This is a genomic window from Stenotrophomonas sp. SMYL8 (assembly GCF_036320065.1).
GTDB classification, from domain to species: domain Bacteria; phylum Pseudomonadota; class Gammaproteobacteria; order Xanthomonadales; family Xanthomonadaceae; genus Stenotrophomonas; species Stenotrophomonas maltophilia_A.
This window is the reverse complement of record NZ_JAWIRR010000003.1, coordinates 1-23,332: the sequence shown is the minus strand read 5'-3', so window position 1 is coordinate 23,332 and position 23,332 is coordinate 1. Positions and strand designations below refer to the sequence as shown.

Genomic DNA, 23,332 nt, shown 5'->3' with positions numbered 1-23,332 from the left:
AGAGGGCGCCGGTCGGACGTCTGCCTGGGCGACAACACCGGCAGGGCGCACAGCACTGGAGCGGGGTCGCAACGGCGGGGCCGTGACGCGAAGGGCGACCGTGGCGGCCGCCGAGAAGACAAGCGTAGGCCCGGCCACCCGGCTTCGATAGGCGGGCCCGGCTTGGGTCTCTGGCAAGCAAGGGTTGGCACGGCGCGCCGTATCATGGGCGGGCGTGCTGGGTGCGGCCGCTGATCAGGCCGGGGACAGGTCCGGGAAGAACATCGGGATGACCGCCACACCAACCCCCAGCAGGCACCAGGCCACGATCGGCAGCCAGCCTGAGAGCTGCTGGCAGCGTTCCGGCAAGCGGCGTCCTCCGATCCACAGCAGCAGGGTGAGCAGGCCCAGCGCGTAGGCGAGGGCGACGACCACCGGATGCACGTGGACGACACGGCTGGGCGGCCACATCTGCTGCTGGTAGGCGGTGGTGTGGGCGACCAGCAGCAGGAACAGCAGGCTGCTGAGGGTGTTGATGGCGGTGCGGGCGTTCATTGCGGGGCACTCCTTGTGCCGGCTGCTGGAAACTGCAGGGGCGGCATTCTAGCGGCTGCGTGCCGGCAGTTGAAACGCCACTGTCATCGATGGCCGTCACCCTGCGGGGCTTTCCAGCCTTGGGGTGGTTGGCCGGCCGTGAACAGCGTGAGGATCTGGGAGAAGAGCTATGCGCTGCGGCGGCAGCTGCTGCGCGGCTTCTTCCTGCGCCGGGGTTCTGCCAGCGAAGATGCCGAGGATCTGGCGCAGGAGGTTTACCTGCGGCTGCTGCGCAGCACCGGTGAGCATGCCGACGCGGTCGAGAACCCGGAAGCCTACCTGTTCACCGTGGCCGCCAATCTTGCACGGGAGCACGCGCGCGCGCGTTCGTCGCTGCCGCCGCTGGAGGACGTCGACCTCCTGGCCGAAGTGTTGAAGAGCGAAGAAGACATCGAAGGCGAACTCGAGCGCGCGCAGCGCTGGAGCGATATCCGCAGCACCATCGCACGGCTGCCGGCGACCACGCGGCGGGTGATGGAGCTGCATTATCGCGACGGGCTGGACTGCCCGGCAATCAGCCAGCAGCTGCAGGTCTCGGTGCACATGGTGCGCAAGCATATCGGCAAGGGGCTGGACGCCTGCAGGAAGGCGCTGGGCGCCAGGGAGCTCACATGAAACGGAATCCATCGGGTGCGGCCGACGACGTGATCGCCAGCGAGGCCATGGACTGGTTCCAGCGCAATCGCGAGGGCGTGCTGGGCGAAGCCGAGCGGGTTGCGTTGCTGGACTGGATGAAGCGCTCGCCGGAGCATGTGCGCGCCTATATGCACGCGCTCGCACTGCACCGGCAGGTTGGTGAGGCGCTGCAATCGGCATTGGCTGAAGAGGCCTCGGTGCCGCCACAGCAGGCCGCTGCCAAGGTCGTGCCGCTGTTCGGACACGCACAGGCCCCGCTGCGCAGTGCGCCGCACAGCCGTCGCACGCGTTGGTGGGTGGCGGCTGCCGCAGCCTGTATCGCCCTGCTCGGCGTGGGCCTGGTACCGCAGCTGATGCCTACCGAGCAGCTTTACAGCGCCGGACATGGAGAAATTCGCGACCTGGTGCTGCCCGACCAGACCCAGGTGCGGCTCAACGCGGACAGCCGCCTGCGGGTGCGCATGGGCGGGTTCAGCCGCAAGGCGGAACTGCTGCAGGGCGAGGCGACGTTCGACATCGCACGCGATCGGCGCCCGTTCGAAGTGCAGGTGAACGGGTTGCAGATCCGCGATATCGGCACGGTGTTCGATGTGTCGCGACGGCTGCAGGGCACCCGCATCGGTGTGGTTTCCGGCGAGGTGGAAGTGTGGAGCCACGGTGCGGATGCGCGGCGTCTTGCACAACTGGGTAAAGGCCAGGTGGTGCAGGTCGACGCGCGCAGCCATGCGGTCGAGTCGTTGGATGTGCCGTTGTCGATGCTGCTGGACTGGCAGCAACGCAAGGTCTCTTTCCTGGACGAGCGGCTGGATGAGGTGGCCGCCGCCTTCAACCGCCACAACCAGGTGCAGGTGCGGGTGCTGGATGAAGGTGCGGCGTCGGCGCGGTTGTCCGGCAGCCTGGACGCGCATCGCATCGGTGCGCTGCAGGCCTTCCTCGAGCGCGACCCGCGCTTCGTGGTGCGGCGAGAAGGCGACACCGTGCGGGTTGGCAGTCGCTGAGGTCGACATGGCCGTGCGTTGTCAGAAAAAATTCATCAAATCCGCGTTCTCCACTTCGGTGGATGCGGGCTCTTACTTGGGAGAAGCCGCTGCCGAGTCACGCAGCGGCACCTGCTGCTTTCTCTCTTCCAAGGACCCGTGATGCGCAACACGCTCTACCTGTCGATCATCCTCGCCCTGTCTCCCTGCAGCATGCCGCTGGCGGCTGCGGCCACTGCCGATGGCCTCGAGGCCCGCGTTTCGGCGCCGATCGCGGCGCAGCCGCTGGCGCGCGCGCTGGAGCAGTTGTCGCGCAGTTCCGGCGTGCAGTTCCTGTATTCGGGCAGTGGTGAAGCGCACATGGCCGGGGCGGTGCCGCGCGGTGCCACCGTCAAGCAGGCGCTGGACGCGCTGCTGGCAGGGACCGGCCTGGGCTACACCGTGGTGGATGGCAACGTCATCGCCATTGATCCTGCGCCGGCACACAACGAACCGAAGCCGGCCGCGCCGAAGCCGCGCGAGGCCGAAGCGGTGGTGGCGCCGACCCTGGGCACGGTGAAGGTGATTGCTGCGCATGAGGTGATCGACCAGAAGAAGACCTCGCCGGTGATCAAGGATTCGGTGGTCTACGACGAGATGGACAGCTACGGCGACGAGACACTGGCCGAGAGCCTGATGGCCGCGCCGGGTCTGAGTGCCGTGGAGGATGCCGGTGAGCCCCGTTACGTGACGGTGCGTGGCGTGCAGGCCAACCTCAACTACACCACCATCGACGGCATCGCGATTGCCAGCGTGGGTGGCAGTGGCTCGGGTGAGCGCATGAACAACCTGCAGCTGATTCCCAGCGACATCGGCACCCGCACCGACATCTACAAGAGCTTCAGCGCAGAGCAGGCGCCGGATGCGATCGGCGGCGTGATCGACATCATCAGCCGCAGTGCCTTCGACCGTTCCGGCAAGTACGTGTTCGCCGATGTGGCTGGTATCTACTCCACGGCCGAGACCAATGTCGAGCGCAGTGCCGGTGGCAACCACGAGACCCTGGGGCATTTCGGCAAGAGCGCCAAGATGGTGTTCTCCAACCAGTTCGGTGCCGACCAGGAATTCGGCCTTGTTGCGGTAGCGCGCTATGAGCAGCGTTCGCGCAACAGCGTCAAGCGCTGGGTGGAGTCGAACTACTACTACAACGACGCCGGCAAGTACCTCACCGACGGTACCACGGGGCCGGACGAGGCCAAGGGCTGGAACGGGCTGCGTGCGCCGGGCAACTTCAGCACCGGCACCTATACCAACTTCATCACCAACTTCGGTGGCTCGGCCAAGCTGGAATGGAAGCCATCGGACGATCCTTTCTACGCATCGTTGCTGCTGTACTCGTACCGGTTCTACGAGAACTCGACGATGAACAAGACCGATCTGTACGGCAACGCCAAGTTTCCGATCCGCAACCAGACCGAAGACAGTGGCACCACCCAGATCAACAGCATCTACATCAAGAACCGCCACGACCGCTGGGACCGCAGCAACCGGGGCGCCATCGCCAGCTTCAACTGGGATATCGGTGATCGCTCGCGGCTGACCCTGCGTGGCGGCCATACCGAAGAGACCTTCCACAACAACCAGGTCTACTGGGGTGTGCGCGCCTACCCAAGCAATCTGTTCGTCGACTACGAGAACGACAGCCACGGTTTCCCGAACGCAGTGGCGGTTTCCGACTCCAGCCTGTTGACCAGCTCGGCGTTCAAGCTGAACCCGGCGCAGGCCTATGTCTCGCCGCGCGACGCCAAGGAGAGCATCGACAACCTGCGTGCCGACTTCAGCTACAACGTCGACGCCGATGCGCGTGGCTTCGGCCTGGCCGCCGGCGCCGAATACCGCCATCTGAAGATCTGGCAGGACATCGACTTCGACTACTTCAAGAGCAGTGCCACGCTCAACGATTACCTGTATCCGGGTTCGACGCTGCTGGGCAGCGTGCCGGGCTTCCCGCTGATCGACAACCGCAAGTGGAACGAGGAACTGCTGCCGAAACTGGGCAACAACAATGCGGCGTATCCAAATGCCAACTTCACCAGCGACTACAAGTACGTGGAGGACATCACCAATGCCTACGTGTCCGCACACTACGCCTGGGACCGACTGCTGCTGATCGGCGGCCTGCGCTACGACCACACCCGCTTCGATGCCTACAGCCCATTCAGCGATGATGGCGGCACCACCTATACCTCTGCCTTCCGCAATACGAGCGGTGGCTACAACAACCTGCTGCCTTCATTGAATGCGACGTTCAAGTTGAGCGAGGACCAGCGCCTGCGCTTCTCCGCCAGCCGAACGCTGGGCCGGCCGACACCCAGCAACATCGCCCAGGCCACCAGCACCAGCTGTGGTGATGACGAGGAGGGCAGGGGCTTCTGCACCATCAAGCAGGGCAACGCCAACCTGCAGCCGCGCCGTTCCACCAACATCGACCTGGCGTGGGACCTGTACTTCAATGGCAATAACGGCCTGGTCTCGATTGCGCTGTTCGACAAGGTGATCAAGGACGACATCTACACCCTGACCACCTTCGAGAACGTGGGTGACACGCGCTACCGGGTCACCCAGCCGATGAACACCGATGAGTCCAAGCTGCGCGGCGTCGAGTTCGCGGTCGCCAATCGCAACCTGCAGTGGGGCCGCCAGCGCTTCGACATGTACTTCAACGCCACGCGGCTGGAAGGCCAGACCAACTACCGCATCAGTGATGGCACCGAACGCCGCCTGGACCGCCTGCTGTACCAGCCGGACTGGTCGCTCAATGGGTCGGTGATCTGGCGCATGCCGTGGAAGAGCGCACAGCTGCGCCTGTCCGGTACCTACCGCAGCCGGATGCTGGTCGACTTTGGCGATACCCAGTGGCTGGATTCGTACTACGACCCGTACATGACCTTCAACATGGGCTTCAGCCACAAGGTCAGCAAGCACGTGACGCTGAAGTACGAGGCCAAGAACCTGTTCAACACCCAGCCGACCTACAGCACCGGCCCGAACGGGCGCTTCCGCACCGAGATCGACGACTACGGCCGCTTCTTCTACTTCCACATCATCTACAACTGAGGGCGCATCCGTGGATACGATCAATCGCAGGCGATTCCTGGCCCTGGCCGGTCTGTCCGCCGCCGGCGCCTGGATGGGCACGGCACGGGCGCTGGCCGCGCAGACCGATGCCACCGCGCTGAACCCGCGCAACCTGCTGGCATCGCCGCGGTTCGCCAGCACGCCGTTCACCCTGGGCGTGGCCTCGGGTGATCCTTCGGCCGATGGCATGGTGCTGTGGACACGGCTGGCGACCGAGCCGCTGGTGTTCGGCGGTGGCATGCCGACCCGGCCGATGGTGGTCGAATGGCAGCTGGCCGCGGACGAGGGCATGCGCAGGGTGGTACGCCAGGGTTCGGCGATGGCGCATCCCGAACTCGGCCACGCTGTGCACGTGGAGCTGGGTGGGTTGGCGCCCGCACGGCCTTACTGGTACCGCTTCACCGTAGGCGGCCACGCCAGTGCGGTCGGTTGCACCCGCACGCTGCCCGCAGCCACGGCCGCAGTGGATCGCGTGCGTTTTGCGGTGGCCGGTTGCCAGCACTACGAGGAAGGCCACTACACCGCGTGGCGGCGCATTGCCGAGGAACCGCTGGATTTCGTCTTCCACTACGGTGATTACATCTACGAAGGCGAAAGCCAGCCGGGCCTGCGGAGAATGAACGGCCAGCCGTTCACCAACCTGCGTAATCATGTCGGGCCGCAGACCTACACGCTGGACGACTACCGTCGCCGCTACGCCCAGTACAAGAGCGATGCCGACCTGCAGGCCGCGCATGCGTCGGCGCCGTGGTTCGTCACCTTCGATGACCACGAAGTGGATAACAACTGGGCCAGCGCCGAAGACCAGGACGATACGCCCAGCGAAGTGTTCCTGCTGCGCCGCGCACAGGCGTTCCAGGCCTACTACGAGAACATGCCACTGCGCCGATCGGCATTCCCGCGCGATGGCCACATGCAGATGTACCGGCGTGCACGCTACGGCACGCTGATGGACCTGCACCTGCTCGACACCCGCCAGTACCGCAGCAAGCAGGTGAACATGGCGCTGCGTGAGGAGGTGGAATCGCCGGAGCGCAGCATTGTGGGGGCGAAGCAGGAGCGCTGGCTGTTCGACGGCCTGGCCGATGCCGCGCCGCGCTGGCACACCATCGCCCACCAGGTGGCACTGGGCAACTACATGCGCGAGAAGGACGGCGTGGTGCAGTCGTCCGATGACCAGTGGTCGGGTTATCTGGACAGCCGCCGGCGCCTGCTCGACCACATCCAGAAGGTGGGCTTCGGCAACGTGGTGACGGCGTGTGGCGACGCGCACCGGCATTACGCCAGCGACTTGGTGCAGGACCATCGTGATTCGGGCGTGGTCTCCAGTGAGTTCCTCGCCACTTCGATCACGTCCGGCTCCGACGGCCAGGGCGTGGATGCATATGCCGAGAACCAGCTTGCGCACAGCCCTTACTTGAAGGCGACCATAGACAAGCGCGGCTATGTGCTGTGCGATGTCACCCGTGATGCGTGGATCGGCGACATGAAGACGCTGGATACCGTGATGCAGCCGAACGGAACGGTGCAGAGCTGGAAGCGCTACGCGGTCGAGCACGGTCGGCCGGGGCTGCAGGAGGCCTGATCAGGCACGCCCCCTTGTAGAGTCGAGCATGGCTCGACTCTACAACGGCTGGGTTGCTCAATCGTGCTCGAAGCGCAGTGGTTCGCTGCCCATCGCCGGGTCACTGGTGCCAGGACGCCCATCCTCGGCACGGCCCGCCAGGCGCAGCACACTCTCACCGGCGTTGACCTGCAGGTCATACCAGCCGGCGGTAGGCGTTGCATCCCACGCCAACGAAGTCTCTGCATGCGCCGGCAGTGCCAGCGTCTGCTCGGGCATATGCCCGGCATAGGCACCGGCATGCACGCGCAGCTGCTGTGCGGTATCGCTGAGATTGCGCAGGTGCAGCCGCAGCTGGCCGTCGGCGCGCTCGACCGACGCCTGCACAGCGGGTCCTTTGGCAGCGCCCAGGAAGTGACGGTGGAAGCCGTTCGGGCCCAGCAGCCAAAGGTCGTAGCGACCGTGCACATCCAGCGGCCAGCGCTCCCGCAGTGGCGTGCCCGGTACCAGTGTATAGCGGCGTGGCACCGCACCCAGCCGCATCCGATCGTAGACATGCAGGACCGCTGCCGCACCTTCGCAGGACAACACCAGTTCCACGCCCGATGTGTCGATCGCGGCAATCGATGCCTGCGGCCGATAGGGCAGGGCACGCGCCGGACGTACGCCACGTTCCTGTTGCGCCGGTTTCAGCCCCTCCGGCAACGCTGGCACGGTCCGCCCCGGAAGGGCTGCCGCACGTGCCGCCACCGCGCTCACATCGGGCAGGCCGCGTACGAACGGACGGGTATCGCGCTGGGCGAAGTCGAAGGCGTTGCTCAGGTCTCCGCAGACCGCACGGCGCCAGGGTGAGATATCCGGTGCGGCCACGCCGAAGCGGCGTTCGATCAGCCGTATGACCGAGGTGTGGTCGTACACCTGCGAATCGACCCAGCCACCGCGGCTCCAGGGCGAGATCACGTACAGCGGCACGCGCGGCCCCAGCCCATAGGGGCGGCCGCGCAGCTCGGCGGCGTCGTACTTCTCGTCGCCCGGTGCCGGATGGCGGTGGTACTCGCCTTCGGTACTGACCGAAGACATACCCGCCCAGCCACCGTTTATCGGTGAAGGCGGTGCCGGTGGCGGCATGTGGTCGAAGAAGCCGTCGTTCTCGTCGAACATCAGCAGCAGGGCGGTGCGGCTCCACACCTCCGGATCGGCGGTCAGTGCATCCAGCACGCGTGCGGTATAGGCCGCGCCCTGGGCCGGGCTGGAGGGGCCGGGATGCTCGCTGCCGGCCGCGTCGGCGATGATGAAGCTGACCTGCGGCAGGCGTCCATCGACCACGTCCTGGCGCAGCTGCGCCAGGCCACGGGTACTGACGCCGCGTGCGCGCAGCTGCGGGTCATGCCCCGGCGCAGCGCGATAGGCCTGGCGGAACGCCTCGAAACCGGCCAGCGGGTTGTCGGTGAAGTTGTCGGCCATGTCCTGGTAGATCTGCCAGGACACGCCCGCCTTCTGCAGGCGTTCGACATAGCTGGTCCAGCGATACGACGCCGGATGCCCGCCGTGCTCGGGGAAGTTGTCGTGCGAGTTGGCGATCACCGGGCCGCCAGCACGCGCGTGTGCATCATTGTGACCGGTCCACAGGAACACCCGGTTCGGGTTGGTTCCGGCCTGCATCGCGCAGTGGTAGGCGTCGCAGATGGTGAAGGCATCGGCCAGGGCGAACTGGAACGGCAGGTCGCTGCGCTGGAAGTAGCCCATCGAGTGGTTCTGCTTGGCCTTCGGCCATTGCCCCATGCGGCCGTGGTCCCAGGCGCGCTGTGCGTCCGGCCAGGTGTGTGGTGTGCCCTCCACCCGCATGTAGCCGAAGTGCGCGGCGGTATCCAGCGGGAACGGTGCGATCGCGAGCGTGCCGCTGGCATCGGGTTGCAGCCACAGGCTGCGCGTGCGGCCGCCGGCCTGCAGCGCCGGCGCGGGAGCCACGAAGCGATCGCCGAAACCACGCACGCCCGGCAACGTGCCGAAGTAGTGGTCGAACGAGCGATTCTCCTGCATGAACACCACAATGTGCTGCAGGTCTTCGAGGCTGCGCGTCTGCGCGGCGGGGGCGATCGCTGCGGCCCGGGCGATGCTGGGCAGCAGCGGGGAAAGGCCGGCGGCAACGCCGGCCTGCAACAACCGGCGTCGGCCGATATCAGTCACGGGCTCACTCACAGGTCCACACGGAAGGAGATGCCGACAGTGCGCGGGGCGCCGATGAAGGCGTTGTCGCGGCCGTCCACCCCTGCAAGATACCGCTTGTCGGTGAGGTTGCTCACCACCAGGTTGGCACCCATGCCCTTCAGGCGCGGCGACAGGCCCTGCAGGTCGAAGCCGATATTGGCGTTGAACACGGTGGCCGAAGGCAGCTTGTTGACGTTGGCGGCATCGAGGTAGCGTGTGCCGAGGTAGCGACCGGACAGGCCGAAGTTCCAGTTTTCGCCCTGCCAGTCGGCCGACAGCACCAGGGTCTGCTCGGGCTGGCCGATCACCTTGGCACCGTCGACGATGCCCAGCTGGGTATCACGTGCGGCATCGCCACTGCCCAGGTACTTGGAGCGGTTGTAGGTATAGGCGGCGTTGAGACGCCAGCCGTTGTCCCAGCCATAGCCGAACGCCGCCTCCAGGCCGTTGCTTTCCACGCCACCGAAGTTCTCGTAGACACCGTCGGTCTCGCCCAGGTAGTCGATGCCGCTGACGAAACCGGCCGGCAGATAGACGATGCGGTTGTCGAACTTGATGTTGTACAGGGTGACCGAGGCGGTCAGCGGCCAGCGGCTGATGCGCATGCCGACTTCGATGTTGTCGGCGGTCTCCGGCTCGACGTTGCGGAAGCGCTGCGGGTCGGTCTCGCCGAGCACGCCGGAGGGAATGGCGGCGAAGTTCTGCGAGAAGCCAGCGAACAGCTCCATGCCTTCCACACCGGGCGCCCAGGTGAAGCCGGTGGACAGCAGCGGATCGGACTTGGAATCGGATTTGACGTGCTCGCTGGCACCGATCACGCGGCGGCGCGACTGGTCGACGAAGAACTGCTTCACGCCCAGGCGTGCGCTGAACGGCCCGAAGCGGGCCACGTCCTCGACGTAGTACATCTGCTCGTCAACCTTGTACTTGTCCTCGAACTGCACCCAGTAAGGCTGGTGGTCGAAGGCGATGTCCTGGCCGACGTTGAGCAGGCGGTGCCAGTCGCGGCGCGCCGAGCGGTCCAGCTTCTCCACCCACAGGCCGCCGCGGATCGTGTTGTCGACCGCACCGAAGGTCTGCCGCCACTCGACGTCGGCGGTCACGCCCATGCGGTCGTTGTCGTAGTGGGTGTGGCGGTAGGACTGCGCGCCCAGCACGTTGCCCGCGTAGCAGTTCGGATCGTACTCGGCGGTGAAGCCCAGCCGTGGGCTGCAGCTGGCCAGACGCTGCGCGGCGCTGCCATCGGGATTGACGAAGAATATCTGGCCGCGGTTGCTGCCGCCGTACACGGTCTTTCCACCGATGTACTCCGACTCCGGGCGACCGGCACCATCATCGCTGACCTGCGCCAGGTAGGGGGGCAGCCAGTCGCCACGACCTTCCATGCGGTGCCCGTAAGCCGCCACCGAGGCCTTGAAGCCGTTGCCGCCGTCGAAGGCCGCGCGCAGGTAGCCGAAGGTGTTCTCGCGCAGCGCACGCGAGCCGGAACGGTAGTTCTGGTCCAGGTACGGAATGCCGGTGAGGGTGCCGACCAGGTTGTCGCGGTCCGGATTGGTGGCGAAGCCCTTCGGCGAGACGCTGGTGTACTCCGGCTCGTCGGCATCGTTGTAGGACAGGTAGCCGGTCAGCGTCCAGCTATCCAGCTCGGTGATGAACTTGCCGGCGATGTGGTCATTGCTGGTCTTGCCGCTGCCATCGATCCAGTCGTGCACACGTGCGGAAGAAGCGCTGACCCAGGCGCGGGTATGGCCGCCGAGCAGGCCGGTGTCGTAGCGCACGTAGTACTTGCGCGCCTCGTTGTCACCGGCACCGACCACGAAGCGCAGGCGGCTGTCCTGCAGTGGATCGCTGGTAAGGAAGTTTAGGGTGCCGCCGAGGGCTTCGTTCGAGCGCGAGGAGATATCGGCGGTGCCCTGGCTGACTTCCACTGTTTCCAGGTCCAGGGTATCGATGTAGCGGTTGGCCAGCGAACCGCCACCGTAGCCCGAGCCGCCATTGGGCAGGCCGTCGATGGTGGTGCCGATCTGCTGGGTGTCACGGTTGGTCACGAAGCCGCGCATGCTGATCTGCGTGCCCCACACCGACGAACCGGTGGCATCGGCCTCGCTGACCACCACGCCGGGCACTTCGTTGAGCGTGTCGTTGACGCTGCTCATCACGGTCTGCCGGTTCAGTGTTTCCGCGCGCACCGAAGTCTTCGCGTAACTGGTGGCCTGACCAATCACCTGTACCTGGTCGAGGGTACGCGCATCGCTGCTGCGCGCTTCGCCCGTATCGCCCTGCGGTGCTTCTGCGAGGGCGTCCAGGGCGGGGGCGATCAGCAGGGCCAGCAGCGAGACACGGGGAAAACGCGCAATCGTTCGCATCGAAACCGGACCTTCAGAGGGAGGAAAACCCCGGAGTGTCGGCAGCGCCAATGACATCGGGATGACGTGGCAGCGCAGGAACGATGGCACTGTGGGGGCGGTCACGGCCTTCGGGTATGCTCGGCGCTTCAATGGACCTGAGGTGGTGGCGATGCAGAAGCGATCGAAGATCTGGCTGGGAGGTGCAGCCCTGGTGCTGCTGGCAGGGTGCAACCGGACGCCCTCGGATGGAGAGGTGGCGCCGCCTGCGCCAGCCACGGCGGACGAGGCCGCAGCACCGGCCGCCGCCCCAGCGGGTTCAACGGCCGCCGCCGACGGCACCGCACTCACCGACCGCGATGGCAAGCCGGTGCCGCTGGTGCCTTTCGACACCGGCAGCGTACCGCTGAGCGACACCACGCTGGGTGAGCTGCCGTTCTTCAGCCTGCCGCAGGGCTACGCGCCGCAGAACGCCCCGCACCCGCGCGCCTGGGCGCGCTTCCCGTTCCGGATGGGCGAGGGTGTGCATTGGGCGGAAGGTCCGAGCTGGTCGGCACGCATCGTGACCGACAGTGATGCGGCCCCCGACAAGGCGTTCTCCGCGCTGGAAGTGCAGCGCAACTTCGACGGTGTGATCACCGCCGCCGGCGGCCGCAAGGTCTTTGAAGGCAAGCTGCTGCGCGACATCTACTACGGCCCGCAACTGGAAGGCGAGATCGGGGGTGGCTTCATCGATGCGGTGAACGGTGAACAGGACGCACCCACCACCGTCTACGTGCTGCGCCAGGTCAACCGCACCGTGTGGGTGCAGCTGGCAGTGGACAGCAACGGCGCCGGTCTGGTGGTCGTGGATGACGTGCCGTTCAAGGCCACCGCGCAGTGGTCGGACCGTTTCCCGCACCTGTCCCTGCCGGCCGGCTATCGCGAGCGCAACACGCCCGAGCAGCGTGATTTCGATGCCTTCCCGTTCTGGACCGGAGATCACTTCGAACCGGTCGAGGGCCGCACCTTCGCTGCCGATTTCGACAAGGGCGAGCGCGAATACTCGATGCATGAAGTCCGTCGCAACCTTGAGGCGATGATGGCCCAGGTCAACGGCACCAAGATGTTCGAGGGGCGCATCCCGCACGAGGCGGCCGAGGGTGTATCGAAGCAGGTGCAGTCGTCCTACGGCAACGCGGCCAGCTACAGCTGGGACAACTACGACACCGTTGTCTATCGCGTCGATCTGGCTGACGGCCGCCAGGTGTGGGTACATGCTCGCCTCGAATACCTCAGCGCTGGCTGGGTCGTGGTCGAGCGCAAGGGTTTCACCCAGACCGCGGCGCTGCTGCCGGCCGATGCGTTGAAGAAGAAGCTGGACAGCGACGGCCGCGTGGCGATCCAGGTCAACTTCGCCACCGACAAGGCGCAGATCCTGCCGACGTCCGAACCGCAACTGGCGCAGGTGCTGGACCTGCTGCGTGCCGACCCGTCGCTGAAACTGTCGATTGAAGGCCACACCGACAACAGCGGCGCGGCCGTGCGCAACCGCAGCTTGTCCGAGGATCGTGCGCGGTCGGTGGTGGCGGCGTTGACCGCCAAGGGCATCGCCGCCGACCGCCTGCAGGCGGCCGGCTTCGGTGCCGACAGGCCGGTAGCCGACAATGGCAGCGAGGATGGCAAGGCGCGCAATCGCCGGGTCGAGCTGGTCAAGCGCTGAACCACGCCCTCCTCAGTACCGCGCGTCCTTGGGTTTCGGGTCGCGCGGCCAGTCCTTGCTCTTGTTGGCGAAGTCCGGCCGCGGCTGGTTGATGAAGTAGCTGGCGATGTCCACCGCATCCTGGTCGGGCATCACCTGCTGCCCCAGTGGCGGCTCGCGGGTCACCGCCGGCGGCATGTTGTGCTTGACGAAACCGGCCGCCTTGTACAGGCGCGCCATGCCGGCGCCGATGTTGAAGCTGTGGTCGCCCCACAGCGGCGGGAAGGCGATATCACCGCTGGCGTCGCGCCGGCCTTCGCCGTTGTCGCCATGGCAGGCGGCACACTGCACGGCGTACAGCGCCTGGCCACGGATCGGGTCCGGGGTCAGCGTGCTGTCGATGGGGCCCTCGCTGGGGGCGGCCACCTTTGCACCGTCTGGCACTGGACTGCTCAGCCACGCCATGTAATCGAGCATGGCGCGCATCTGCGGTGAGTCTTTCGGCAGCGGCTTGCCGTTCATTGAGCGCTGCAGGCAGCCATTGATGCGCTCAGTCAGCCCGATCACCTTGCCCGGGCGCGGCATGTAACGCGGATAGGCGCCGCCGCCCGTATTGAAGTAGTGGTTGCCGAACGGTCGCTTGCCCTCGGCCATGTGGCACGAATTGCAGTTCAGATCGTTGCCGACGTTGTCCGGCAGCAGCCGTGCGGTCTCGTTGAGGAGGCGGCGACCAAGCATCACCGATTCGGCATTGCCGAGCCCGGCGATCTCCTCGGCGCTGGGTGCATGGTAGTGGCCGACCACCTTGCCCTGCGCATCGAGGATATCGATCGTGCTGGCTACGGCGGCATCCAGGTCCGGGTACAGATGGCGATAGGCGAGGGCGCCGGCACCGGCCAGCAGCACGAGGGTGACCACGCTGCCGACCAGCAGGCGGGAGCGTTTGCGCGAACGTTTCATCGTGCGGCCTCCTGCGGAACGTAGTGCACCGGCTTGTCACGCACCACCCGGCGCATGCGCGCCACGTCGACCTCGCTCACCGCGCTGGCCTGGTTGCCCCAGCTGCTGCGGATGAAGGTCAGGATCTGTGCCAGCTGTGCATTCGGCAGCTGCTCGAAACCGGGCATGGTGAAGGCCATGCGGTCGTGCGGGGTATGCGGCGTGCGGCCGCCGATCAGGGTTACCTGTACCAGCGAGCTGGGGTCATCGGCGAACACGATCGAGTTGCCGGCCAGGGCCGGGTAGACGCGGGGCATGCCGCGCCCGTCGGCACGGTGGCAGGCCTGGCAGTGCTCGGCATAGGCCAGCGAACCGGCAACACGGTAGTCGCCGCTGCGCAGTGCGGCGGTGGTGGTGTCGGTACCCGGTGACCACTGTGCACTGCGGCCCTCGCGTGCCGGCAGCTGTTTCAGGTAGCGGGCCATCGCCAGCAGGTCGGCGTCGGACAGGTACTGCGTGCTGTGCTCGACCACGTCGGCCATGCCGCCGAAGGCCGCGGAGCGATCGGTGCGTCCGGTGCGCAGGAAGTCGACGATCTCGCCCTCGTTCCAGCTGGCCAGACCGGTTGATTCATTGCGCAGGTTCTTCGCATACCAGCCTTCCAGCACCGAGCCGGACAGGAACTGGCGGCTGCCATCATCGGCCATCGCCTTTTCCTGGAACGCCAGGCCACGTGGCGTGTGGCAGGCACCGCAGTGGGCCAGGCCTTCCACCAGTTCGGCGCCGCGCTGCTGGCCGGCATCCAGCGACGGATCCGGGTTGAACGTGCGCGGGCGTGCGAACACCAGCTGCCACCAGGCCAGTGGCCAGCGCATGTTGGCCGGCCACGGGATCGTGCTGTCGGCGTTGCCCTGCTTCACCGGCTGCACCGAGCCCATGAAGTAGGCGTACAGCGCCTTGATCTCGGCATCGCTGGCGATCACGTATGAGGCATACGGCATTGCCGGATACAACGGCTGCCCATCGTGACGGATGCCGCGACGGACCGCGCGCTCGAAGTCGGCGTAGTCGTAGGCGCCAATGCCGGTGTCCGGATCGGGCGTGATGTTGGTCGAGTAGATCGTGCCCATCGGCGTCTGCATGCCGAGGCCACCGGCGAACGGCTTGCCGCCCGGCGCAGTGTGGCAGGCGGCGCAGTCGGCGGCGCGCGACAGGTACTGTCCCTGCGCGATCAGCGTCGGATCGTGGATGTCGACCTGCGCCGTCTGTCGCGGTGCGAACCAGTAGGGCGTGGTGCGGGCGATGCCGTAGGCGGCGGCCAACGTGGCGGCCAGGGCAATGGCGAGCTTGAGCGAGGTGCGCATGGCGGCACTGTGGGCAATCCCGCGCGCGCGTTCATTGATCCGGATCAATGACTGAACGGATACAGCTTGTACACCAAGCTGAATCGTTCCTGCGTTGTCATCAAGCCGTCATCCGCGCGCGATAGATGGCCCACGCCCGCGTCGCTAACCTGCCACGCTGTCGCACCTTTTCCCCGATTGCCCATGAAGCGCCTGCTGCTGTTGTTGCTGGCGTGCGCCGGCCTGTGGCTGGCTGCATGCTCCTCCTCGATCAATGCCTCGTCCACCTCGCTCGCCGACAGGCTGATCGCGCCAGGTGGCGTATCGACCCTGCTCGATCGCCCGCGTATTGCCGCGGCCATCGCCGAACTGCCCAACCGCCATGGCTTCGCGCCGGGCCGCGATGGCGTGCCGATCTTCTGGCGTGTGTTCGATCCCGGCGACTACGGCGCGCGTTATCACTACCTGCCGCAGCGCCACGAGAACGGCCTGCCGCTGGATACCGGCCTGAGCCTGGCAGTACCGCAACCGTTCCGCGCGCAGGCCCCGCGCGGCACCGTGGTGCTGCTGCACGGTTGGATGATGAACGGCGATTCGATGCTGCCGTGGTCGCTGCAGCTGGCCGAATCCGGCTACCGCGTGATCACGCTCGACCTGCGCAACCATGGACAGTCCGGTGCAGGTCCGTCCGGATACGGCACCTATGAATCCGACGATGTGGTCGATGTAATCGGTGAGCTGCGCGCACGTGGTGAAGTAACCGGCCCGCTGTACCTGTTCGGCGTGTCCTATGGCGCCGCCACAGCGGTATTCACCGCCGAAAAGCTCGGTGACCAGGTGGAAGGCGTGGTGGCGATGGAATCGTTCGCCAATGCCGGTGTGGCGATCCGCACGATGATTCCGCACCTGATGGGACTGCAGCCGGAAGGCCTGAAGGCGCAGGCGGTGGCGTCGTACGCGCGCTGGCGCTACGGCGGCCAGGACATCAACCAGGTGATCGCCGCCGCCAGCCGCCGCATCGACGTCGATCTGGACCGCGTGGATGTAGCGCGCGCGCTGGCCGATACCCGCGCCTGCGTACTGCTGCTGCACGGCCAGGGCGACCAGCACATTCCGGTCAGCCAGGGCCGCGAACTGGCGCAGGCCAATCCGCGCGCGCACTACATCGAGATGCGCGGCGAGGACCACATCACCCTGCCGCTGCGACTGGACCTGCTGGCGGGCGTGGTCGATGACTGGATGGCGCGCGACGAGCACCATCCGCAGAGTGCCTGCCCGGCGCCCCAGCTGCCGGCCCAGGCCGAGTGGCTGGTGCACGACACCAACCTGCCGGTGAAGGCTCCAACGCGCGGTTGAACAAAAAGGGGACGGAGGGGATTAAGTCGTTTCCCGCACACCTGGGCCAGAAACGACTTAATCCCCTCCGTCCCCTTTTTCTATCAGGGCAGGCGTCGTGCCAGTGAGCGCGCCGACGCGGCGACGCCCAGCAGCAACGCGGCCACGCACAGGAAGGCGAAGCCGAGGCTGGTGGCGTGTGCGAGTGCGCCGATCGCGGCCGGACCGGCCAGGATGCCGGCATACCCCAGCGTGGTGACCGCGGTGATGGCGATGCTCTCCGGCATCACCCGCTGCTGGCCGGCCATCGAGAACAGCGCCGGCACGATGTTGGCGCAGCCCAGCCCGACCAGCACGTAGCCGGCCAGCGCCACCGGGAACGATGGCACCAGCGTCGCCAGGGTGAAACCCGCAGCAGCGGTGATGCCGCCGAAGACCAGGGTGCGGGTCCGGCCGAGGCGCTCGACGATGCCGTCGCCGAACAGGCGCATCGCGGTCATCGCCAGGGTGAACAGTGCGAAGCCGGCACCGGCCTGGTCACGTGGCACCTGCCGCACTTCGGCGAGGAACACCGCGCTCCAGTCCAGCATCGAGCCCTCGGCGAGGAACACCACGAAGGCCAGCACGCCGATGAACAGCACCACGCCATGCGGCAGTGCCAGCAGGGGGCCTTCATGCAGGATCCGTTGTGGGCGCCAGTGCGGTGCCGACAGCACTGCCACCAGCAGCAGAGTGGCCACCGAAACCAACGCGGCCAGCCACAGCGGCGTACCCAGGATCAGCATGCCGGTCATGCAGCCGGCGCCGACGAAGCCGCCGATGCTGTAGAAGGCATGGAATCCGGACATCATCGCGCGCCCGGCGTCGCGCTCGACCGCGACCGCCTGCATGTTCATCGCACAATCCAGTGCACCGACGCCGGCGCCGAACACGAACAGGGCCGCGCCCAGCGCTACCGGAGAGGGCGCCAGCACCAGCAAGGGCAGGGCGCACAGCATCATCGCGCAGGTGATCACCATCACCCGGCGGCATCCCAGCCGCCCGGTCAGCGCACCTGCCAGTGGCATCGCCAGCAGTGAGCCGAGCCCGAGGCACAGCAGCACGGCGCCGAGGCTGGCGTCGGACAGCCCGGCCTTGGCCTTGGCGTAGGGCACCATCGGTGCCCAGGCGGCGGTGGCGAATCCGGGAATGAAGAAGGCAGCGCGGGTGGCGTGCTGCTGGGCACGTGGGGATGAAGGCGTCATGCGCGATACGAAGCTCCAAGGATCATCCATGAAAACGTTTTCAAGCGGGATCGGCAAGTGCCATGCATGACATCCAGCGACGCATACGATTGCAGTGACCCGAATGCGTCACCGCTGATTAACGCCAAAGACGGACAGTGGCGACACGGTCGGCATTCCGCCGGCCGCTGCCGGAGATCCGTACATGAGCACGACACCGACCATCCTCCTCGTCCATGGTTTCTGGGGCGGGGCCGCACACTGGGCCAAGGTGATCCTGGAACTGCATCGCAACGGCCATGACCGCGTGCAGGCGGTGGAGTTGCCGCTCACGTCGTTGGCTGATGATGCAGGACGCACCCGGAAAATGATCCGGCAGATCGACGGGCCGGTGCTGCTGGTCGGCCACTCCTATGGCGGCGCGGTGATCAGCCAGGCCGGCAAAGAGGACAACGTGAAGGGCCTGGTCTACATCGCCGCTTTCGCGCCTGATGCCGGCGAGAGCCCCGGTGGCATCACCCAGCAGCACCTGCCGGAGGCGGCGCCGAACCTTGCGCCGGACAGCGATGGCTACCTGTGGCTGCGTGCGGACAGGTTCCATGAGAGCTTCTGCCAGGATCTGAGCGAAGACGAGGGCCGGGTGATGGCGGTGACCCAGAAGGCACCGCTGGCCAGCACCTTCGGTGATGCGGTGAGCGACCCGGCGTGGAAGCACAGGCCGAGCTGGTACCAGCTGTCCCGCCACGACCGCATGATCGCGCCGGAGAACCAGAGGGCCATGGCCACGCGCATGCAGCCCAAACGACTGCTGGAGCTGGATGCCAGCCATGCCTCGCTGGCCTCGCAGCCGAAGGAGGTGACCGCGCTGATCCAGGAGGCCTGCGCCGCCATCGGCGGCTGAGCGCCGCACCACAGCACATCGCACGACAGCCGGGGCGCAGGGGAGTACACTCCTGCGCCTGCGGCCATCCGGCCGCGTCCCCGTCTTCCCTCCAGCCGCCGCCAGAGGATCCCACCCGATCGTGGAGGTCCCGTCGTGCTGTCTGTGCCTGATGCCCGTATTCCGCCCCCCTTGCCGCGTCGCCGTGCGTTGCCGCAGGCGCTTGCCCAGGGCCTGCTGATCACCGCACTGGCCAGCAGCGGCATCGCAGCCGCGCAGTCCGCCACCGAGCCGGACAAGGCCGCCGAGGCCCCGGCATCGCAGACCCTGCAGACCGTGCAGGTCACCGCCAACCTGCTCGGTACCATCACCGAGGGCAGTGGCGCGTACACGCCGGGCACCATCGCCACCGCCACCCGCCTGGTGCTGACCCCGCGGCAGACCCCGCAGACCATCAGCGTCATTACCCGCGCTCAGATGGACGACTTTGGCCTGAACGGCATTGATGACGTGATGCGGGTGACCCCGGGCATCAGCATCGTCACCTACGACAGCGAGCGCACCGAGTACTACGCACGTGGATTTGCCGTGCAGAACTTCCAGTACGACGGCATCCCGATGTCGCGTGACTCGGCCTATTCGGCGGGCAACACGCTCAGCGATACCGCGATCTATGACCGCATCGAAGTGCTCAAGGGCGCGACCGGCCTGCTGACCGGCATGGGCGATCCGGGCGCGACCATCAACCTGGTGCGCAAGAAGCCGGGCAAGGAGTTCGCCGGCAATGCCACGCTGGGTGTCGGCCGCTGGGATGACTATCGTGCCGGGATCGATGTTGGCGGCCCGTTGACCGCCGATGGACGCGTGCGCGGTCGTGCGGTGGGCGCCTGGCAGGACAAGCATTCCAATCTCGACTTCTACCAGCGCACCAGCAAGGTGGGCTACGCGGTGCTGGAAGCCGATCTGGGCGAGCGCACCCTGCTGACCGTGGGGGGCGATGCGATGGACAGCGACCCGAAGGGCTCGACCTGGGGTGGCATCCCGCTGCTGGACAGTGCCGGCAACTTCAATGACATGCCGCGTTCGTTCAACAACGGCACCCGCTGGAGTGGCTGGCGCCAGTATGTGCGCACCGGTTTTGCCACGCTCGAGCATACGTTCGCCAACGATTGGGTGGCCAAGCTGCAGCTCAACCACCAGGTCAACGGCTATGACGCCGCACTGGCCGGCGCCGCCGCCGGCAATCCCGATCCGTTGACCGGCGAGGGCGTCAGCCTGTGGCTCGGCAAGTACGTTGGCAAGACCGTCAGCAATGCTGCCGACTTCTATGTGAGCGGTCATTTCGGCCTGTTCGGGCGGGAGCATGAGCTGGTGGTCGGTGGCAGCGCCTCGCGCAAGCGCTGGACCAATACCGGCTACGGCCCGCAGGCGGGGTTCCCGGATACCGTGCCGGACTACAGAACCTGGAATGGCGACATTCCCGAGCCGGAGTGGCAGCGCAGCTACAGCAACAACGAAGTGACGCGTGAGAACGGCCTGTATGTGGTCGGCCGTTTCGACGTGGCCGATCCGTTGAAGGTGATCGTGGGCAGCCGCCTGGCCAGCTACCGCTCGCCGGACACGCGCGAAACCGGCGTGTTCGTACCGTATGCCGGCGTGGTCTACGACCTTGGCGAGCACTATTCGGTGTATGCCAGCTACAGCACCATCTTCAAACCGCACAGCGAACGCGACGAGCAGGGCAAGGCACTGGATCCGCTGGAAGGCCGCAGCTACGAGATGGGCCTGAAGGCCGAGTTCCTCGATGGGCGCTTCAACGCCAGTGCGGCGCTGTTCCAGCTCGACCAGGACAACTTCGCCCAGCCCACCGGCGGCAAGACGCCGGACGGGCAGGATGCGTATCGCGCCCTGATGGGCGTGCGTACCAAGGGCTACGAGCTGGAAATGTCGGGCCAGCTGGCCGAGGGCTGGCAGGTGCAGGGTGGGTTCTCGCACAAGATCGCCCGCCAGGCCGGTGCCAAGGTGACCACACTGGAGCCGGAAAACCAGTTCAGCCTGCACACCAGCTACCGCCTGCGCGGCGACTGGAAGGGGCTGACGCTGGGCGGTGGCGCGCGCTGGCAGGATTCCACTTTCGGCGAGATCACCAACCCGGCCACGCAGGCCAAGGTGGTGCATCGCACCCAACCCTACTGGCTGCTCGATGCAATGGCGCGCTATGAATTCAACGATCGCCTGTCGGCCACGCTCAACGTCAACAACCTGCTGGACAAGCGGTACTACACGATCTTCAGCTGGTACAGCACCTATACCTGGGGTGAGCCGCGCAACGTGCGCCTGGCGATGACGTACAAGTTCTGACGCCGGTGGTGCTGTAGAGCCGAGCCCGCGCTCGGCTGGCTGTCAAACCGCAGCCGAGCATGGCTCGGCTCTACAAATACGCCCGCGATGCTTTTCGGCATCGCGGGCGTTGTCGTTACAGCGGCAGGTCGAACACCAGCACTTCGGCGTCGTTGCCGTTCTCCAGGGTCAGCTGCGCTTCGTCGCTGACCTGCAGCGCATCACCGGCTTCCAGGGTGATGCCATTGACCTGCAGCTGGCCTCGGGCCACCTGCACATAGGCGCCACGACCGTTGCCGAGGGCGTGGTGCAGCTTCTGGCCGCCATCGAGGATGGTGGCGAAGATGCGGGCATCCTGGTGGATGCGCAGCGAACCGTCGGCACCGTCCGGCGAGGCGATCAGGCGCAGCTGGCCGCGCTTGGTTTCCGGGGCGAAGTGGGTCTCCTCGTAGGACGGGGTGATGTTCTCTGCGTCCGGGAAGATCCAGATCTGCAGGAAGTGCACGGTCTCGTCGGCGGAGTGATTGAACTCGCTGTGGCTGACACCGCTGCCGGCACTCATGCGCTGCACGTCGCCGTAACGCAGCACCGAACCGGTGCCCATCGAGTCCTTGTGCTCCAGCGCGCCGCCCAGCACATAGGAAACGATCTCCATGTTGCTGTGGCTGTGGGTGCCGAAGCCCTGGCCGCCGATCACCTTGTCTTCGTTGATCACCCGCAGCGGGCCGAAGCTGACGTAGCGGGGGTCGTAGTAGTTGGCGAAGGAGAAGGTATGGCGCGAGGACAGCCAGCCATGCTCGGCCAGGCCACGGGTAGCGCTCTTGCGGATCTGCAGCATGATGGAATCTCCTTGTTCGATGGTTTCGATGGGGCGGGGTGGGCCGATAGCCGCTATGTTTCCCCGTTGGAGAGAAGTATCCGCTTGCGCCCGGGGTTTGAAAAACGGATAGTTTTGACAGTCATCATCGAAAAATTCGAATGCTCAAACTCAGTCTCGATGCCCTGCAGATCCTGGACGCCATCGACCGCCGCGGCTCGTTCGCCGGCGCCGGCAAGGCTCTGCACAAAGTGCCTTCGACCATCTCCTACACCGTGGCCAAGCTGGAGGAGGACCTGGGCGTACAGCTGTTCGACCGGGTCGGCCCGCGCGCCGAGCCGACCGAGGCTGGCCGCGCGCTGCTGGACGAAGGCCGCCACCTGCTGCGCGCAGCCCGGGAGCTGGAACTGCGGGTGCGCCGGGTTGCGTCGGGCTGGGAGACCGAACTGACCCTGGCGGTGGACTCGGTGTTCCCGACCTGGCTGCTCGGCCCGGACATCGCCGCATTTCGTGAGGCCGAGGCACCGACCCGGCTGCGATTGATCGGCGAGGCCCTGTCCGGTACCTGGGAGGCCTTGCTGGACCGCCGTGCCGACCTGCTGGTTGGTGCGCCGGGCGAGGGGCCCAGCGGCGGCGGTTACGTGGTCGAGCCGCTGGGTACGGTGGAGTTCGTGTTCGCGGTCGCCCCCGGTCATCCGTTGGCCGCCGTGCCGGGTGTGCTCGGACGCGAACAGCTGGTCGAGCACTGCGCGATCGCGGTCTCCGATTCGGCGCGACGGCTGCTGCCGCGCACGGTCGGCCTGTTGATGGGGCAGGAGATGCTGACGGTGCCGGACATGGCCAGCAAGCTGAAGCTGCAGTGCGAAGGCGTGGGCTTCGGTTTCCTGCCCGAGCCCTGCGCGCGTGCGGCGGTGGCGCGTGGCCAGCTGGTGATCCGCGAGGTGGAGGAACACAAGCCGGAAGAGACCTTCTGGCTGGCCTGGCGCACCGGCGAGGATGGTGCAGCACTGCGCTGGTGGCGCGAGCGCCTGCGCAGGCCGGAGCTGTTGTCGCAGTGGTGGCAGGCAATGGCCAAAGGGTAGGGGTTTGGCAGGGCTGCGCCCTGCACCCGCTACGAGCTGGAGCAACAGCAACTGCAGAAGCTGGTTTCCTGTGGGGAGGCGTGGTGGGTCCGGTTGCGGGGGCCGCTGCAAGTCCCCCTCCGGGGCCCGGCCCAGCCGCTGGCGGCTGTGCGTTCGGGCGCTTGCGAAGCAATGCTTCGCAAGCAAAGCGCCCTCACCCATGTAAGCTCGGTCGCCGCTTGCTCGTGTGCGCAGTCCTGCGCACACGGCAAGACCGGGGGTGGGCGTCCTGC

The 23,332-nt window shown here is 66.5% G+C and carries 16 protein-coding genes; 9 read left to right on the top strand and 7 right to left on the bottom strand.

Features of this window, described 5'->3' with window-relative positions; all coding sequences use genetic code 11:
- Positions 1-234: 234 nt before the first annotated feature.
- Positions 235-534: a hypothetical protein gene (locus V3B25_RS03815; RefSeq protein WP_201118721.1), complete on the bottom strand. Its 300-nt coding sequence runs from the start codon at positions 532-534 to the stop codon at positions 235-237.
- 138 nt (positions 535-672) lie between these two features.
- On the opposite strand from V3B25_RS03815, the gene V3B25_RS03810 reads away from it, so the two are divergent.
- The 4 genes from V3B25_RS03810 to V3B25_RS03795 all read left to right on the top strand — a co-directional run bounded on the left by V3B25_RS03810 (position 673) and on the right by V3B25_RS03795 (position 6,888).
- Positions 673-1,188 carry a sigma-70 family RNA polymerase sigma factor gene (locus V3B25_RS03810; protein WP_329810136.1) on the top strand — a complete coding sequence of 172 codons (516 nt, stop codon included), beginning with the start codon at positions 673-675 and terminating at the stop codon, positions 1,186-1,188.
- The gene (locus tag V3B25_RS03805; RefSeq protein WP_107432332.1) at positions 1,185-2,207 is read left to right on the top strand and encodes a FecR domain-containing protein; all 1,023 of its coding nucleotides are present in this window, start codon (positions 1,185-1,187) and stop codon (positions 2,205-2,207) included. Before V3B25_RS03810 ends, V3B25_RS03805 begins: the two co-directional genes overlap by 4 nt.
- Before the next feature lie 141 nt (positions 2,208-2,348).
- Complete coding sequence (locus V3B25_RS03800) at positions 2,349-5,282, top strand: TonB-dependent receptor (RefSeq protein WP_329810135.1); 2,934 nt, start codon at positions 2,349-2,351, stop codon at positions 5,280-5,282.
- A gap of 10 nt (positions 5,283-5,292) precedes the next feature.
- Positions 5,293-6,888 carry an alkaline phosphatase D family protein gene (locus tag V3B25_RS03795; protein WP_329810134.1) on the top strand — a complete coding sequence of 532 codons (1,596 nt, stop codon included), beginning with the start codon at positions 5,293-5,295 and terminating at the stop codon, positions 6,886-6,888.
- A 57-nt stretch (positions 6,889-6,945) separates the two neighbouring features.
- Here the strand turns inward: V3B25_RS03795 and V3B25_RS03790 are convergent, their stop codons facing one another.
- Together V3B25_RS03790 and V3B25_RS03785 are read right to left on the bottom strand one after the other, a co-directional pair.
- Positions 6,946-9,054, bottom strand: a complete 2,109-nt coding sequence (locus tag V3B25_RS03790; RefSeq protein ID WP_329810133.1) for a phospholipase C, phosphocholine-specific — start codon at positions 9,052-9,054, stop codon at positions 6,946-6,948.
- A gap of 8 nt (positions 9,055-9,062) precedes the next feature.
- The gene (locus V3B25_RS03785) at positions 9,063-11,441 is read right to left on the bottom strand and encodes a TonB-dependent receptor (RefSeq protein WP_329810132.1); all 2,379 of its coding nucleotides are present in this window, start codon (positions 11,439-11,441) and stop codon (positions 9,063-9,065) included.
- 151 nt (positions 11,442-11,592) lie between these two features.
- Between V3B25_RS03785 and V3B25_RS03780 the strand changes: the two genes are divergently transcribed.
- Complete coding sequence (locus tag V3B25_RS03780) at positions 11,593-13,122, top strand: OmpA family protein (RefSeq protein WP_049422695.1); 1,530 nt, start codon at positions 11,593-11,595, stop codon at positions 13,120-13,122.
- A 12-nt stretch (positions 13,123-13,134) separates the two neighbouring features.
- On the opposite strand, the gene V3B25_RS03775 is transcribed toward V3B25_RS03780, so the two are convergent.
- On the bottom strand, positions 13,135-14,061 hold the full coding sequence (locus V3B25_RS03775; RefSeq protein ID WP_049422674.1) for a c-type cytochrome: 927 nt from the start codon (positions 14,059-14,061) through the stop codon (positions 13,135-13,137).
- The gene (locus V3B25_RS03770) at positions 14,058-15,404 is read right to left on the bottom strand and encodes a cytochrome c (protein ID WP_049422673.1); all 1,347 of its coding nucleotides are present in this window, start codon (positions 15,402-15,404) and stop codon (positions 14,058-14,060) included. The genes V3B25_RS03775 and V3B25_RS03770 overlap by 4 nt, the downstream gene beginning before the upstream one ends.
- Positions 15,405-15,587: 183 nt before the next feature.
- On the opposite strand from V3B25_RS03770, the gene V3B25_RS03765 reads away from it, so the two are divergent.
- Positions 15,588-16,739: an alpha/beta fold hydrolase gene (locus tag V3B25_RS03765; RefSeq protein WP_049422672.1), complete on the top strand. Its 1,152-nt coding sequence runs from the start codon at positions 15,588-15,590 to the stop codon at positions 16,737-16,739.
- 83 nt (positions 16,740-16,822) lie between these two features.
- On the opposite strand, the gene V3B25_RS03760 is transcribed toward V3B25_RS03765, so the two are convergent.
- Positions 16,823-17,962: an MFS transporter gene (locus V3B25_RS03760; RefSeq protein ID WP_049422694.1), complete on the bottom strand. Its 1,140-nt coding sequence runs from the start codon at positions 17,960-17,962 to the stop codon at positions 16,823-16,825.
- 184 nt (positions 17,963-18,146) lie between these two features.
- Between V3B25_RS03760 and V3B25_RS03755 the strand changes: the two genes are divergently transcribed.
- Together V3B25_RS03755 and V3B25_RS03750 are read left to right on the top strand one after the other, a co-directional pair.
- Entirely contained in the window at positions 18,147-18,842 is a 696-nt protein-coding gene (locus V3B25_RS03755; RefSeq protein WP_049422671.1) for an alpha/beta hydrolase, read from the top strand.
- A 135-nt stretch (positions 18,843-18,977) separates the two neighbouring features.
- Complete coding sequence (locus V3B25_RS03750) at positions 18,978-21,182, top strand: TonB-dependent siderophore receptor (RefSeq protein WP_329810131.1); 2,205 nt, start codon at positions 18,978-18,980, stop codon at positions 21,180-21,182.
- A 115-nt stretch (positions 21,183-21,297) separates the two neighbouring features.
- Here V3B25_RS03750 and V3B25_RS03745 read toward each other — a convergent pair whose 3' ends face one another.
- Positions 21,298-21,999, bottom strand: coding sequence for a pirin family protein (locus V3B25_RS03745; RefSeq protein WP_012510689.1), 702 nt, complete (start codon positions 21,997-21,999; stop codon positions 21,298-21,300).
- 140 nt (positions 22,000-22,139) lie between these two features.
- Here V3B25_RS03745 and V3B25_RS03740 point away from each other — a divergent pair, with 140 nt between their 5' ends.
- Complete coding sequence (locus tag V3B25_RS03740; RefSeq protein ID WP_154352291.1) at positions 22,140-23,060, top strand: LysR family transcriptional regulator; 921 nt, start codon at positions 22,140-22,142, stop codon at positions 23,058-23,060.
- Positions 23,061-23,332: the final 272 nt, after the last annotated feature.

What these genes read in the sequence shown, in the direction of transcription:
- V3B25_RS03815 (WP_201118721.1), bottom strand. Translation starts at nt 534, where the DNA reads ATGAACGCCCGCACCGCCATCAACACCCTCAGCAGCCTGCTGTTCCTG.
- V3B25_RS03805 (WP_107432332.1), top strand. Translation starts at nt 1,185, where the DNA reads ATGAAACGGAATCCATCGGGTGCGGCCGACGACGTGATCGCCAGCGAG.
- V3B25_RS03800 (WP_329810135.1), top strand. Translation starts at nt 2,349, where the DNA reads ATGCGCAACACGCTCTACCTGTCGATCATCCTCGCCCTGTCTCCCTGC.
- V3B25_RS03785 (WP_329810132.1), bottom strand. Translation starts at nt 11,441, where the DNA reads ATGCGAACGATTGCGCGTTTTCCCCGTGTCTCGCTGCTGGCCCTGCTG.
- V3B25_RS03780 (WP_049422695.1), top strand. Translation starts at nt 11,593, where the DNA reads ATGCAGAAGCGATCGAAGATCTGGCTGGGAGGTGCAGCCCTGGTGCTG.
- V3B25_RS03775 (WP_049422674.1), bottom strand. Translation starts at nt 14,061, where the DNA reads ATGAAACGTTCGCGCAAACGCTCCCGCCTGCTGGTCGGCAGCGTGGTC.
- V3B25_RS03770 (WP_049422673.1), bottom strand. Translation starts at nt 15,404, where the DNA reads ATGCGCACCTCGCTCAAGCTCGCCATTGCCCTGGCCGCCACGTTGGCC.
- V3B25_RS03765 (WP_049422672.1), top strand. Translation starts at nt 15,588, where the DNA reads ATGAAGCGCCTGCTGCTGTTGTTGCTGGCGTGCGCCGGCCTGTGGCTG.
- V3B25_RS03760 (WP_049422694.1), bottom strand. Translation starts at nt 17,962, where the DNA reads ATGACGCCTTCATCCCCACGTGCCCAGCAGCACGCCACCCGCGCTGCC.
- V3B25_RS03755 (WP_049422671.1), top strand. Translation starts at nt 18,147, where the DNA reads ATGAGCACGACACCGACCATCCTCCTCGTCCATGGTTTCTGGGGCGGG.
- V3B25_RS03745 (WP_012510689.1), bottom strand. Translation starts at nt 21,999, where the DNA reads ATGCTGCAGATCCGCAAGAGCGCTACCCGTGGCCTGGCCGAGCATGGC.
- V3B25_RS03740 (WP_154352291.1), top strand. Translation starts at nt 22,140, where the DNA reads ATGCTCAAACTCAGTCTCGATGCCCTGCAGATCCTGGACGCCATCGAC.